The sequence below is a fragment of the Massilia arenae genome, assembly GCF_008014745.1.
GTDB classification, from domain to species: Bacteria; Pseudomonadota; Gammaproteobacteria; order Burkholderiales; family Burkholderiaceae_D; genus Telluria; species Telluria arenae.
Window position 1 is genome coordinate 17,548 of record NZ_VPFD01000040.1, and the last position, 14,136, is coordinate 31,683.

Annotated in this window: 12 protein-coding genes; 7 read left to right on the top strand and 5 right to left on the bottom strand. The window is 63.6% G+C overall.

Translation table 11 applies throughout. The features are described from left to right. Window positions 1–74 precede the first annotated feature (74 nt). Window positions 75–2,402, top strand: a complete 2,328-nt coding sequence (locus FVD38_RS24690) for a UvrD-helicase domain-containing protein (RefSeq protein WP_147937219.1) — start codon at window positions 75–77, stop codon at window positions 2,400–2,402. A 192-nt stretch (window positions 2,403–2,594) separates the two neighbouring features. After that, window positions 2,595–3,818, top strand: a complete 1,224-nt coding sequence (locus tag FVD38_RS24695; protein WP_147937220.1) for an MFS transporter — start codon at window positions 2,595–2,597, stop codon at window positions 3,816–3,818. Here the strand turns inward: FVD38_RS24695 and FVD38_RS24700 are convergent. The 4 genes from FVD38_RS24700 to FVD38_RS24715 form a co-directional block, all read right to left on the bottom strand. Continuing rightward, complete coding sequence (locus tag FVD38_RS24700) at window positions 3,799–4,347, bottom strand: TetR/AcrR family transcriptional regulator (RefSeq protein ID WP_147937221.1); 549 nt, start codon at window positions 4,345–4,347, stop codon at window positions 3,799–3,801. The genes FVD38_RS24695 and FVD38_RS24700 overlap by 20 nt on opposite strands. A 6-nt stretch (window positions 4,348–4,353) precedes the next feature. Continuing rightward, complete coding sequence (locus FVD38_RS24705; RefSeq protein WP_147937222.1) at window positions 4,354–5,136, bottom strand: BPSS1780 family membrane protein; 783 nt, start codon at window positions 5,134–5,136, stop codon at window positions 4,354–4,356. Then, window positions 5,137–6,105 (bottom strand): homoserine kinase, encoded by a 969-nt coding sequence (locus FVD38_RS24710; RefSeq protein ID WP_147937223.1) that lies wholly within the window; start codon window positions 6,103–6,105, stop codon window positions 5,137–5,139. It lies immediately after the preceding gene. Between the two features lie 61 nt (window positions 6,106–6,166). Continuing rightward, complete coding sequence (locus FVD38_RS24715; protein WP_147937232.1) at window positions 6,167–6,670, bottom strand: dihydrolipoyllysine-residue succinyltransferase component of 2-oxoglutarate dehydrogenase complex; 504 nt, start codon at window positions 6,668–6,670, stop codon at window positions 6,167–6,169. A gap of 199 nt (window positions 6,671–6,869) precedes the next feature. On the opposite strand from FVD38_RS24715, the gene polA reads away from it, so the two are divergent. Next, window positions 6,870–9,641, top strand: a complete 2,772-nt coding sequence (polA, locus tag FVD38_RS24720) for a DNA polymerase I (RefSeq protein WP_147937224.1) — start codon at window positions 6,870–6,872, stop codon at window positions 9,639–9,641. A 46-nt stretch (window positions 9,642–9,687) separates the two neighbouring features. Beyond that, window positions 9,688–10,320, top strand: coding sequence for a glutaredoxin 2 (grxB, locus tag FVD38_RS24725; protein ID WP_147937225.1), 633 nt, complete (start codon window positions 9,688–9,690; stop codon window positions 10,318–10,320). 19 nt (window positions 10,321–10,339) lie between these two features. Here the strand turns inward: grxB and FVD38_RS24730 are convergent, their stop codons facing one another. Continuing rightward, the gene (locus tag FVD38_RS24730; protein WP_147937226.1) at window positions 10,340–11,347 is read right to left on the bottom strand and encodes a serine hydrolase domain-containing protein; all 1,008 of its coding nucleotides are present in this window, start codon (window positions 11,345–11,347) and stop codon (window positions 10,340–10,342) included. A 137-nt stretch (window positions 11,348–11,484) separates the two neighbouring features. On the opposite strand from FVD38_RS24730, the gene FVD38_RS24735 reads away from it, so the two are divergent. The 3 genes from FVD38_RS24735 (at window position 11,485) to FVD38_RS24745 (ending at window position 14,008) form a co-directional block, all read left to right on the top strand. Continuing rightward, entirely contained in the window at window positions 11,485–12,108 is a 624-nt protein-coding gene (locus FVD38_RS24735) for a hypothetical protein (RefSeq protein WP_147937227.1), read from the top strand. 128 nt (window positions 12,109–12,236) lie between these two features. Further along, window positions 12,237–13,118, top strand: coding sequence for a dienelactone hydrolase family protein (locus FVD38_RS24740; protein WP_147937228.1), 882 nt, complete (start codon window positions 12,237–12,239; stop codon window positions 13,116–13,118). A gap of 155 nt (window positions 13,119–13,273) precedes the next feature. Beyond that, on the top strand, window positions 13,274–14,008 hold the full coding sequence (locus FVD38_RS24745; protein ID WP_137175510.1) for a ZIP family metal transporter: 735 nt from the start codon (window positions 13,274–13,276) through the stop codon (window positions 14,006–14,008). Window positions 14,009–14,136 lie beyond the last annotated feature (128 nt).

Consider the following 14,136-nt stretch of genomic DNA (forward strand, 5'->3'; position numbering starts at 1 on the left):
GAGCGCATCCGACAAACGTTGCAGCGGCGCGAACTGGATGGGCATACAGTAAATCGCGGCGGTATAATGGCCGGATGCAGACCCTTCTTCACAACCTTAATCCCGAACAATTGGCCGCCGTCACTCTGCCATCGCAGAGCGCGCTGATCCTCGCTGGCGCCGGTTCCGGCAAGACGCGCGTGCTGACCACGCGCATCGCCTGGCTGATCCAGACCAACCAGGTGTCGCCCGCTGGCATCATGGCGGTGACGTTCACGAACAAGGCGGCGAAGGAGATGCTGACCCGTCTGTCGGCGATGTTGCCAATCAATACACGCGGCATGTGGATCGGCACCTTCCACGGCCTGTGCAACCGCTTGCTGCGCACGCATTATCGCGATGCCGCGCTGCCGCAGACCTTCCAGATCCTCGACTCGCAAGACCAGCTGTCGCTCATCAAGCGCATGCTCAAGGCGCACAACGTCGACGACGAGAAGTATCCGGCCAAGACCCTGATGTACTTCATCAACAACGCCAAGGACCAGGGCCTGCGCGCGTCGCAGGTCGAGGCCTACGATCCGATCGAGCGGCGCATGGTCGAGTTGTACGAGTTGTACGACCAGCAGTGCCAGCGCGAAGGCGTGGTCGATTTCGCCGAGCTGCTGCTGCGTTCCTATGAACTGCTGGCGCGCAACGGCCCGCTGCGCCATCACTACCAGATGCGCTTCCGCCACATCCTGGTCGACGAGTTCCAGGATACCAATGACCTGCAATACAACCTCCTGAGATTGCTGGCGGGGCAGGGCGAGACCGGCGGCGGCGCCATCTTCGCCGTGGGCGACGACGACCAGAGCATCTATGCCTTCCGTGGCGCCAACGTCGGCAATATGTCGGCTTTCGAGCGCGACTATCAAGTGAAAAACCTGATCAAGCTGGAGCAGAACTACCGCTCGCATGGTCACATCCTCGACAGCGCCAACTACCTGATCGCCAACAACACCAAGCGCCTGGGCAAGAACCTGCGCACGGATGCGGGCCAGGGCGAGCCGGTGCGCGTGTACGAGGCCTCGTCCGACCTCGAAGAAGCGCAGTGGATCATCGAAGAGGCGAAAAGCCTCATGAACGAGGGCATGGCGCGCAACGAGATCGCGATCCTGTACCGCAGCAATGCGCAAAGCCGGGTGATCGAGCACGCGCTGTTCGCGGCCGGCCTGCCTTACACCGTCTACGGCGGCCTGCGCTACTTCCAGCGCGCCGAGGTCAAGCACGCCATCGCCTACCTGCAGCTGATGGACAATCCGCACAACGATTCGGCCTTCCTGCGCGTGGTGAATTTCCCCACCCGCGGCATCGGCGCGCGCTCGATCGAGCAACTGCAGATGGCGGCCGACAGCTATGGCATCTCGCTGTACGCGGCCGTGCCCTATATGAGCGGCAAGGCCGGCACGGTGCTGGGCGGTTTCGTAAAACTGATCGAAGGCGCGCGTTTCGAGACCCAGCAACTGCCGCTGCCCGAACTGGTGCGCGTGGTGCTCGAGCGCAGCACCTTGCTCACGCATTATGGCAACGAGAAGGAAGGCGCTGACCGCATCGAGAACTTGGAGCAGATGGTCAATGCCGCGACCCAGTTCGTGCAAGAAGAGGGCTTCGGCATCGGCGCACCTGCCCACCTCGGCCCGCCATCGCAGGCACAGGCCGGCGAGGCGGTGGTGTACCAGGACGGCATCGAGATCATCGACGGCGGCGCGCCGCTGCCGACCGTGATGTCGCCCTTGTCGGCCTTCCTGTCGCATGCCTCGCTCGAGGCGGGCGATGCCCAGGCCCAGGCCGGGCAAGAGGCATTGCAGCTGATGACGGTGCACTCGGCCAAGGGCCTGGAATTCGACGCGGTGTTCATCACGGGCCTCGAAGAAGGCCTGTTCCCGCACGAGAGCAGCGCACGCGAAGCCGAGGGTGTGGACGAAGAGCGGCGCCTGATGTACGTGGCGATCACGCGCGCGCGCCGCCGCCTGTACATGAGCTTTACCCAGCAGCGCATGCTGCACGGCCAGACGCGCTTCAACATGAAGTCGCGCTTCTTCGACGAGTTGCCCGAGGAAGCGCTCAAGTGGCTGTCGCCGCGCGTGCAGACCGCCTGGTTCGGGGGCCGCAAGCAGACGACGGCCTGGGACGACGCCAAGTTCCGCGATGGCGGCAGCGACAACAAGATCGCGCAGCAAATCACGCAGAAATCGAAGTCGGATAACGGCCGTGGAACGGGTTGGCGCGTGGGTGAATCGGTCTCGCACGCCAAGTTCGGCGAAGGCGTGATCGTCAACATCGAAGGTGGCGCCGGTGCGGCGCGGGCCCAGATCAATTTCGGTTCGGCCGGCATGAAAGTGCTGGACCTGTCGATTGCCAAGCTGGAGAAGATCGGCCGCTGAGCCGGAGAGCCTTCAGGCGGTCTCTCAAGGGGCCGGTTGACGTTCATCGTCGACCGGCCCTTTGTCATTTCCGTCCCGCCATTTCACTTGACCTCTCTCTCGTACGCACGTACGATGAGTGTCGTACAATTGTACGACACTCATGACGTGCTTTAAGGTGCGTCACTCACTCGATACAGCGGAAGGCTCGATATGGTTGTTTCCCGTGCAGCGCGTTACGCGCTGTTTTTCCTGTTCCTCATTCCCGGATTCGGCCTGGCCAGCTGGGCAACGCGCACGCCGGCACTGCGCGACGGCCTCGGCGCCTCCACCCAGCAAATGGGCATGATCCTGTTCGGCTTTTCGTGTGGCGCCATGTGCGGCGTGCTCAGCGCAGGCTGGCTGGTGCAGCGCTTCGGCGCGAAGCGCGTGGCCTGCGGCGGCCTCCTGGCCTTGCAGTCAGGCCTGGTCCTCCTGGCCTTGAGTCCACTTGCCGGCAGCGCCGTGCTGGCGTTCTGCGGCTTGTTCGCCTTCGGCGTCGGCATCGGTTGGGCCGAGATCGCGGTCAATATCGAAGCGGCCGCCGTGGAGCGGGCCAGCAAGCGCCAGATCATGACGACGCTGCATGGCTTCTTCAGCCTGGGCACCCTGGTTGGCGCCTCGCTCGGGATGGCGATGACGGCGCTGCAGATGCCGATCCAGGCTCACCTCGGCATTGCCGTCATCGCAAGCATCGTGGTCATCATCTTCGCCATTCGCCGCATGCCGCAACTGAGCCGCGCAAGCGAGGGCAATGCCGCGGACCCGGTCGGAGCTGGGACAAGCGTATGGCGACAGTTGCGCGACCCGAGCCTGCTCGTGATCTGTTATATCGTCCTGGCCATGGCGCTGGCCGAAGGCACCGCCACCGACTGGCTGCCGCTCCTGATGATCGACGGCTACGGCTTCGACGCCACGCTGGGCACGCAGATCTACGTTGGCTTTACGCTTGCCATGACGATCACCCGCTTTGCCGGCGGCGCCTTCGTGGAACGTGTCGGCAAGGTGAATGCGCTGTACGCGAGCGCCATCCTGGCCACGCTGGGATTGGCATTGATCGTCGTGTCGCCCTGGCCATGGCTGGCGGTGGTGGCGGTGCTGGCCTGGGGCGTCGGCGCGTCGCTGGGTTTTCCGCTCGCGATCTCGGCCGCCGCGGACACCGGCGGCAATCCGGCCCAGCGCGTGAGCATCGCCGCCACTGGCGGTTACCTCGGCTTCCTGGTGGGACCGCCCATGCTCGGCTTTTTGGGAGAGCATTACGGGCTGCGGCTGGCAATGGTTCCGGTCATGCTGGCGGTCTTGCTGGCATTCGTCGCGACGGCGCTGTTCAGCCGCTACCGGATGCGCGCCGTGCAATCCACGACCGCCACCGACAGGCTCAGCGCGTCAGTGCACTGAGCGCCCGCGCGACGTCGTCGCGCGAGACATGCTCGCGGTTCAGGAAATTATGGATCGTGAAGCCTTCGAGCAAGGCGTCGACCGCCTTGGCCGTCGGCAGGTCGAAGTGCAGTTGCAGGGCGGTGCGGCTGCGTTCCATCCATTCCTCGGCCAGTCCGCGATACTCTGGATTGCGCGACACGAAGGTGTACAGTTCGAAGCTGAACATCATCTGCTTCGACAGCGGGGAAACGGCGCCGTAGATCAGGTCGACCACGGTCTCGCGGGCCGCCGCCAGGTCGGGCGCCGCTTTCAGGCGCGCGGTGAACGCGGCCGCGATATCGGCGCTCATCTTCGCGAAGGCCTGGGCCAGGATGTCGTTGATGCTGGCGAAATGGTAGGTGATGGTGCCGGGCGACACGCCGGCGGCTTCGGCGATGCGGCGCGCGGTGGCCTGGGCGGCGCCGGCGCTGACGATGATCTCCAGCGCCGCATCGATGATCAGCTGCCTGGTGTCGGCCGCCTGGGCCAGGTGTCGGTCTCTGGCCATGCCGGCTTATTTCTCGAGGCTGACCTTGGCGGCCGCGTCCGGGCCCTCCGGCTTGCCGAAGATCTCCCGATAGCCCGCATACATCGCGCACTGCAGCAGCAGGATGAACAGGAAGATCACCCACATGATCACCACCCGCGCCAGATTGTTCCCGCCCAGCAGCATGGCGATCACCATGCACACCGCGAAGAAGATCGCGAACCAGGCCAGCAGCAGCACCAGGAACACGCCGGCGCTGCGTTTCACGGCGAAGAAGCTGTAGAACACAGCCTTGAACGGCGGCATCTTTTGCCAGTAGGTGAGCGGGGCGGCGAAGCACAGCGAGATCAGCGCCGCGACGTCGACCGCGAAGATCAGGAACATTGCCAGCACGTCCGATCCCGCCAGCACGGCCGGGGTGCCGGTCGTGCCCTGGGCCCGGACCTGTTCCCAGAACGTCGCATCGACGGCGAAGCGGGTGATCAGCGCCAGCACCAGCGACACGCCCAGGTAGACCACGCCGACCTTGCACAGTTCGCGGAACACCGGCTTGCGGAATCCCGTCAGCAGCACCGCGGGCGAGACGCGCTGGCCGCTCTCGATCAGCGAGCAAGCCATCATGAAGGCCATCGAGAACGAGGGAATCAGCACCACCGCCACCATCGGTCCCAGCAGCGGCACGGCGCTGATCAGGATGCTGATGAGGATGTTGGCGAACAGCAGCGTGGTCAGGGCCGCGGGTTGTTGACGGAACAGGCTGGCGCCGCGTTTGAGCCAGATCCAGCCGGTTATAGCAGGCAAATTGTTCATTTAGGGCAAATTCGGCGCCGGGCAAGCGATGCGCTCGCGCAGGATGCGTTCGAAATGGGTCGGATCGTGCGGCGTCAACAGCTCGGCCGCACGGGGAAGATGCAGATCATACAGGCGCGACAGCCAGAAGCGAAGCGCGCCGGCGCGCAGCATCGGCTGCCAGGCGGCGCGTTCGTCGTCGGTGAATGGCCGCACCTCATGGTAGGCGTCCAGCAAGGCGCGCACCCGGGCTGCATCAAGAACGCCAGTTGCCAGGTCGACGCACCAGTCGTTGACGGTAACGGCGACGTCGTACAGCCAGGTGTCGACGCCGGCAAAATAAAAGTCGAAGCAGCCGCTCAGGCGCTCGCCCTCGAACATCACGTTATTGCGGAACAGGTCGGCGTGCACCGGCCCACGCGCCAGATCCGCATAGGTGGCGCCGGCGGCGAATTCGCTCTGGTAGGCCACTTCGCTGCGCAGCAGCGCGGCTTCGGCTTCGCTCAGATAGGGCAGGACGGCCGGCGCGGTCTCCACCCACCAGTCCAGGCCACGCAGATTGGGCTGATGCAGGGCGAAATCCTGGGCCGCCAGGTGCATGCGCGCCAGCATGCGTCCCACTTCGGCGCAGTGCACCGGTTGCGGGTCGAGCTGGGAGCTGCCTTGCAGGCGGCTGACGATGATCGCCGGCTTGCCGTGCAGCGCAACCACCAGGTCGCCGTCCGTGTTCGGAACCGGCGCCGGCACCGGAATGCCACGTTCGGCCAGGTGGGCCATCAGCTTGACGTAGAAGGGGAGCTGGTCGAAGCGCAGGTTCTCGAAGATCGTCAGCACATACTGGCCGGAATGCGGCCCGTGCTCGGTGTTCAAGAAAAAATTGCTGTTATCGATGCCGGAGGAAATGCCTTCGAGCCCGACGGCCTGGCCGAGCGGGTACTGCTTGATCCACTGGTGAAGGTCATCCAGCGAGACCGCGGTAAATACTGCCATGTGCTAACAAAAGAATAGGTGAGAGCCCGCAACCGCGACACAAGCGCCGCGGCTGTCGGGTTCATTGTTTGGTGGTGGGCTCCAGCGCGGGCGGCGGCGGCACGTCGGCGCGGGCGGGCACGCCCGGACGCGCAGGGGCCGGCGCGACCGGCTGATCGGCTGTGTCCTGCTTCTTGGGATTGCCAAAGTCGAATTCCATCACCGTCCATTGTGGGGCACGGATGTTGTTGGCAGTAGCATCGCCGGGTTGGGCGTTACCTGGTGCAACGTTGGGTTTCATGGTGTAGCGGCTCGGGCCGCTTTCTACCTCGACCTGGGTGACCGTACCGTCATTGCTGCGGCGCTCGGTGATCTTGGTGCGCTCGCGCGGCGGAATCGTGGTCGCCGGCGTGTCGCTGCCCGGCTCGATGCGTTCGAGCTGGGGCGGCGCATCGCTGGGGCGCTGCTGGTTCTGCGGCGGGGTCGGCGTCGATTGCGTCGGAGGCAACGCCGACTGCTGGGCCACGGCCGAGCCGGCGAGCAGACAAAGCGTCAGGAGGGCGAAGCGGGGTGTCGAGCGCAGCATGATGGTCACCTAATGTCGTTTAGTCCATTGTAGCAAACAGCGTCCCTTCCCTGTGAAAAGTGTGCCAGAACCTTATGTTTTCATAGGGGCAAGTGTCTTGAAGCTCAGGCGCGGCTGCCGATACGGATTCTGCGATAATGGCGCTTACCCTGGCGCCACGGATGGCGCCGCCTGCCGAAATCCTGAATGCCTCCCCCTTATGGACAATACCCTGCTGCTCGTTGACGGTTCCAGTTATCTTTATCGCGCCTACCACGCGCTGCCCGACCTGCGCAGCCCGGACGGCTTCCCGACCGGCGCCATGCACGGCATGGTCAATATGCTGCGCCGCCTGCGCGCCGACTTCCCGGCGGCCTATATCGCCTGTGTCTTCGACGCCAAGGGCAAGACCTTCCGCGACGACCTGTATCCAGAATACAAGGCCACGCGCGCCTCGATGCCGGAAGACCTGGGCAAGCAGATCGAACCGATCCACGAAGTGGTGCGCCATATGGGCTGGCCGATCCTGATGGTCGACGGCGTCGAAGCGGATGACGTGATCGGCACCCTGGCGGTGCAGGCGACGGCGCGCGGCATGAAGACCGTCGTCTCGACCGGCGACAAGGACCTGGCCCAGCTGGTCAACGACAAGGTCATGCTGATCAATACCATGACCAACGAGCGCATGGACGAGGCCGGCGTGCTGGCCAAGTTCGGCGTGCCGCCGAACCGCATCATCGACTACCTGACCCTGGTCGGCGACACCGTCGACAACGTGCCGGGCGTGGCCAAGTGCGGCCCCAAGACGGCCGTCAAATGGCTGACCCTGCACGGCTCGCTGGATGGCGTGATCGAAAACGCGGCCAGCATCGGCGGCGCCGTCGGCGCCAACCTGCAGGCGGCCCTGGAATGGCTGCCGAAGGGCCGTGAGCTGATCACCGTCAAGACTGACTGCGACCTGGTCAAGCACGTGATCTCGTTCGAGGAAACGCTGGTGGGCCGTCCGGAAGACGCCGAGGCGCTGCGCGATTTCTTCGCACGCTACGGCTTCAAGACCATGCTGCGCGACCTGGGCGGCGCCAAGGCGAGCGATGGCAGCGTGCGTCCCGCCGCCGGCAGCGCGCCGGGCGGTGGACCGCTCAATTCGCCGGAAGGCGCGGCCACCCTGGCCGGCATGCCGGTCATCAAGGGCGAATACGAGACCATCCTCACCGGCGAGCAGCTCGACAAATGGCTGGCGCTGGTCGATGCGGCCGAACTGAGCTCGGTGGACACCGAAACCACCTCGCTCGACCCGATGACGGCCGAGATGGTCGGCATCTCGCTGTCGGTCGAAGTGGGCAAGGGCGCCTACATCCCGGTGGCCCACCGCTACGCCGGCGCGCCGGACCAGCTGTCGCGCGAGCACGTGCTGGAAAAGATGCGCCCCTGGCTGGAAAACCCGGCCAAGCCGAAGGTGGGCCAGAACCTCAAGTACGATATGCACATCTTCGCCAACCATGGCGTGACGCTTAAAGGCATCGTGCACGACACGCTGCTGCAATCGTATGTGTTCGAGTCGCACAAGCCGCACGATATGGACACGATGGCGATGCGCCATCTCGGCTACACCACGATTCCCTACGTGGACGTGTGCGGCAAGGGCGCCAAGCAGATCTGCTTCGTCCAGGTCGAGCTGGGGCGCGCCACCGAGTATGCCGGCGAGGATTCGGACATCACCCTGCGCCTGCACCAGAGCATGCTGCCGGAAGTCGAGAAGGACAAGGGTCTCGCGTATATCTACCGCGAGATCGAGATGCCGACCATGGAAGTGCTGCACAAGATCGAGCGCAACGGCGTGCTGATCGACAGCGCGCTGCTCGACGTGCAATCGGGCGAACTGGGCAAGCGCATGATGGAACTGGAACAGCAGGCCTATGAAGCGGCCGGCGGCCCGTTCAACCTGGGTTCGCCGAAACAGATCGGCGAGATCTTCTTCGGCAAGCTGGGCCTGCCGGTGATCAAGAAGACCGCCACCGGCGCGCCGTCGACCGACGAAGAGGTGCTGCAGAAGCTGGCCGAGGATTATCCGCTGCCGAAGATCCTGCTCGAGCACCGCGGCATGTCGAAGCTGAAGTCGACCTATACCGACAAGTTGCCGAAGATGGTCAACCCGAACACCGGCCGCGTTCATACGAATTACGCACAGGCGGTGGCCATCACCGGCCGCCTGTCGTCGAACGAGCCGAACCTGCAGAACATCCCGGTGCGTAATGCCGAAGGCCGCCGCATCCGCGAAGCCTTCATCGCCGCGCCGGGCCACGTGATCGTCTCGGCCGACTATTCGCAGATCGAGCTGCGCATCATGGCGCACATCTCGGGCGACGCGGCAATGCTGAAAGCCTTTGCCGACGGCGAGGACATCCACCGCGCCACCGCCGCCGAAATCTTCGGCGTCAACCCGGCCGACGTGCAAAGCGAGCAGCGCCGCTATGCCAAGGTGATCAACTTCGGCCTGATCTACGGCATGAGCGCCTTCGGCCTGGCCGGCAACCTGGGCATCGAACGCGCCGCCGCCGCCAACTATATCGAGCGTTATTTCGCGCGCTTCTCGGGCGTGAAGCAGTATATGGACAACACACGCCTGGAAGCGAAGGCGCGCGGCTATGTCGAGACTGTGTTCGGACGTCGCCTGTGGCTGCCCGAGATCAACTCGCCGAACGGCCCGCGCCGCGCTGGCGCCGAACGCGCGGCGATCAATGCGCCGATGCAGGGCACGGCGGCGGATCTGATCAAGCTGGCGATGATCGCGGTGCAGGGCTGGATCGAGGGCGAGAAGCTGGGCACCCGCATGATCATGCAGGTGCACGACGAACTGGTGCTCGAAGTGCCGGAAGGCGAGCTGGAACTGGTGCGGGTCAAGCTGCCGGAACTGATGGCGGGTGTGGCCAAGTTGAATGTACCGCTGCTGGCCGAGACTGGCGTTGGCAAGAACTGGGAAGAGGCGCACTGAGTAAGACAGGCCGGCGAGGCGCCTTCGCCTCGTCCATGGAGAAATCTTGAAACTCTATATCTACGAGCATTGCCCTTTCTGCAGCCGCGCGCGGCTGGCCCTGGGCCTGAAGCACCTGGCCTTCGAAACCGTCGTCGTCATGGAAGACGATGCCGCCACGCCCACGGGCCTGGTCGGCAAGAAAGCGGTGCCGATCCTGGAAAAGCCCGACGGTACTCACATGGGCGAGAGCCTCGATATCGTGCGGTTTGTCGACACGCTGGGCACACCCATGTTCGACGGCCCGCCCGAGGCGGCCCTGGATGCCTGGGGTGACGCCGCGTGGCCGCTGGCCTTGAAACTGTTTATCCCCCGCTTCACCGAGGGCGATTTCGCCGAACTGGCCACGCCGTCCGCGCGCGAAGCCTATCGCCAGCGCGAGGAACGCGCCTTCGGCGACCTGGATGCGCTGCGCGCCGACAGCGCGCGCTACATCGGCAAGATGAACACGAAACTCGAGACGCTCGCGCCGCTGCTGGCCGGGCGCGACGCGATCGGCATCAGTGACGTCAAGCTGTGGCCGATCCTGCGTTCGCTGAGCATCGTCGATGGGCTGCGGTTCCCGCCGGCCGTGCGCGCCTATATGGAGCGGCTCGCAGCCGCCGGCAAGGTGCCGCTGCTGTTCGCGCAGGCCAGATAGGCGATTCCACGATCCATTCTCAATCGAGCGCGGCGGCCACGATCTTTTCGATATCCGATAGCGCCGCCTCGCAATTGGCCAGCTGGATGACCGACATGCCGCGGGCTGGAATCCTGAGGATCAGCGTGTCGAATCCCCACAGGCTGCCGCTGTGGAACACGACGTCATGGCCTGCGCGCTGGATCACCTCCAGCCCGAAGCGGTAGGTTGGCACCGAACCGTCCAGCAAGGGCGATGGCTGCAGCATCGCGTGCAGCAGGCTCGATGGATCGGCCCACTGGCGGTGCCACTCCTTTTCCCAGCGCAGCAGCTCGTTGACGCTGGCATATACGCCGCCGTCGCCGACGGTATTGGCGTTGCCCAGGTGCTGCTTGTAGCCGAACGGACGCCCAGCATCGGCCTCATAGCTGAAGACCCGGTGTTCGATGATGCTGAAGCGGTCCTCGTCGAACGCGATGCGCCGCATGTCCAGCGGTTCGAACAGCTTTTCTCTCGCATAGCGGCCGAGCGACATCCCGCTCAGGCGCTCCACCAAGGCGGCGAGCAGGATGTAGTTGCTGTTGCTGTAGCGGTAGCCGCTCGAGGTGGGAAAGACGACGGTGTCGAGACGCTTGATCAGGTCCAGGATCATCCGGTTGTCGAAGTAGTCGGCTTCGTGGCGCGACAACTGGCATTCGATGAACTGGAAATAGTCGGGAATGCCGCTGCTGTGATTGAGCAGGCTGCGCAGGGAAAAGGGCTGTTCAAAGCCGGCCAGTTCGGGCAGGTGGATGCAGACATCGTCATCGAGCCCGATGGCGCCCTCGCGCACCAGCGACAGCACGCAGGCGGCGGTGAACTGCTTGGATTCGGATGCTAGGTAATAGGCCGACTCGGACGACAAGGGCACCTTCAGCTCGAGCGACGCCATGCCGTGGTGAAGCTCGAATACGGGCTTCCCGTCGCACAGGATGGCGGCGCTGAAGCCAGGGCCGTCCGGCGGCAAGGTCGATTGCAGTTGCGTGAAATGGTTGGCTATGGCTTGCACAAAATCCCGTTGGGTGATCAAGAATCGGATGACGAGTCTAACGGCCTGACCTATTCAAGATCAACTTATCTTCCACGATCGATGTCGGACAAGTTAGTATCCATATGGAAATGTTCAACGTTAGCAGGATAAAGGGAATGATCAAGAACGAATCGCAAGTCGCAGTTATTGAAGGGAAGTGGGAAGACGGAAGAAATTTGTCGGTCAAGTCATTATTCGACTTTGTATGTGACCTGCGTTTCGAAAGTCAGCACGCATTTCATTATGAAATGTTTAATAACGGGGCGGCATTCCAGGAAATCCTGCCCCGTATGTGCGAGACCGCCAATATCCGGAATGTATACATCGCTGCGCATGGTGACAGGGAGGGCATCTATGGCTCCAGCGGCGAAGCGATTTCTTTCACACGCATCAAGAACGCTGTGAAGGCGATCAACGACACCAAGGGCCAGCTGCATTCGCTCTATTTCGGTTGCTGCCTGTTCGGCCAGTCGCAGAATATGCAAGAACTTCTCGAGGAGAGCGAACAACTGCGTTGGATTGCCGGGTACACCAAATCCATCAGTTTCGTCGATTCGACCGTCCTCGATGCGCTGTTCTGGCAGCAGTATTTCAATTTTCCAGATAGCACGCCGCTGAGCAGAATCGTCAGCGTCTATGACAAGTTGAAATCGGATGCGCCAGGACTGATCAAGCGGCTGGGCTTCAAGGTCGTTGTGCGCGATCATCGCCGGACAGATCAGGTATACGAACTGGTCTGACACAGCAGCCCCTTCTATCCGCGTAGTGAGGGATCGCATCCGGTTCCTCATCCGTGCGGTACGGATAATCCCTGCCAGCGATGCTAGACTGGCAAGCCTGTCCAACACTGACCAGAAAGGGGATGTCCATGAAAGATCTCGTCAACGATGCCCACAGCCTGCTGGGCGCCAGCGCCTACGACGATGGCGTGAAGCGGCGCGACTTTTTGAAGGCGGCAGTCGGCACCGGCTTCGCCGCGGCCGCGCTGCCAGTGGTCGCGCAAACCCAGATCCAGACCGATGCCGAAGGCCTCGACGCGGCCGACAGCATCCTCGTGATCGATGGCCAGGACGTGCCCGTCTACCGCGCCCAGCCGCGCGGCAAGACCAACGTCCCGGTGATCCTGGTGGTGTCCGAGATCTTCGGCGTGCATGAACACATCAAGGACGTGGCGCGCCGCTTCGCCAAGCAGGGTTATATGGCGATCGCGCCCGACCTGTTCGTGCGCCAGGGCGACGCGACCAAGGCGCCCAATACCGCTGAACTGATCAAGAACATCGTCTCGAAGACGCCGGACGCGCAGGTCATGTCCGACCTCGACACCGTGGTGGCCTGGGCCAAGCAGCGCGGCGGCGACACCACCAAGCTGGGGATCACCGGTTTCTGCTGGGGCGGCCGTATTACCTGGCTGTACGCGGCCCACAACCTGGACGTCAAGGCCGGCGTGGCCTGGTATGGCCGCCTGGTGGGCGAGGCGACTCCGAACACGCCGAAACACCCGGTCGACGTTGCCCAGAACCTCAAGGTGCCGGTGCTGGGCCTGTACGGCGGCAAGGACGGCGGCATCCCGCTCGATACGGTCAAGCGCATGCAGGCCGCCCTCGACAAGGGCAACAGCCGCTCGACGATCCACGTGTATCCGGATGCCGATCACGCTTTCCACGCCGACTACCGTCCGAATTACAACGAGGCCGACGCGAAGGATGGCTGGAACCGCGCGCTGGCCTGGTTCCGCAAGCACGGCGTTTGACGCCCGAAGGCCTGTCTCTTTAGACAGGCTCTTGGACGACCGCAGGCCGGGAGCGGTACAATGTCCGGTTTGCGGATCGTCGCAAGAACAGAACAAGAGGCTTTCAAATCGACCCGCTTTTCGACCCGACCCTGAGTTCCATCCTGCTGGCCACCGTGATCGCCGGCGTCGTCAGCATTTCCGGGGCTGCGCTTTTCTCGTTCGCCCTGCTGTCGAAAGTGGTCGAAAAGATGGTCAGCCTGTCGGTCGGCATCATGCTGGCGACGTCGCTGCTGCACGCGCTGCCGGAAGCCTTCGAATCGGGCGCCGACATCAAGAGCCTGTTCGCCACGCTGCTGGCGGGCCTGCTGGCGTTCTTTTTACTGGAAAAGGTGGCGCTGCTGCGCCATTCGCACCACCACGAGGGCGACGGACACCATCACGCCCACGGCCATGACGCGCGCGAGGCTGGCAAGTCGGGCTGGATGATCCTGCTCGGCGACGGCATGCACAACTTCACCGACGGCATCCTGATCGCGGCGGCCTTCCTGGCCGACCCGGAAGTGGGCATCGTGACGGCACTGGCCATCGTCGCCCACGAGATCCCGCAAGAGATCGGCGACTTCATCGTCCTGCTCAACGCCGGCTTCTCGCGCCTGCGCGCCTATGTGTTCAACCTGCTGTGCAGCCTGCTGGCGGTGGCGGGCGGCCTGCTGGGCTACTTCACGCTGGACCAGGCCAGCGGCCTGATTCCCTATGTGCTGGTGTTCGCGTCGTCGGGCTTCATCTATATCGCAGTGAGCGATTTGATGCCGCAGATGCAGCGCCGGGCGACGCTGAAGGAGACGGTGCCGCAGGTGTTCCTGATCGGCCTGGGCGTGGCGATCGTGGTGGCGCTGCACGCGTTTTGAGGCTGGTGGCTGCGGTAAAAGACTTGGGTCCCCGCCTGCTGATGTGACCCCTTAAACTGAGACGGTTGGATGCTCGCTTAGACGGCCTGGGTTCTGTACTGCACTGGACTCAGGCCGTTCAGTTTGAT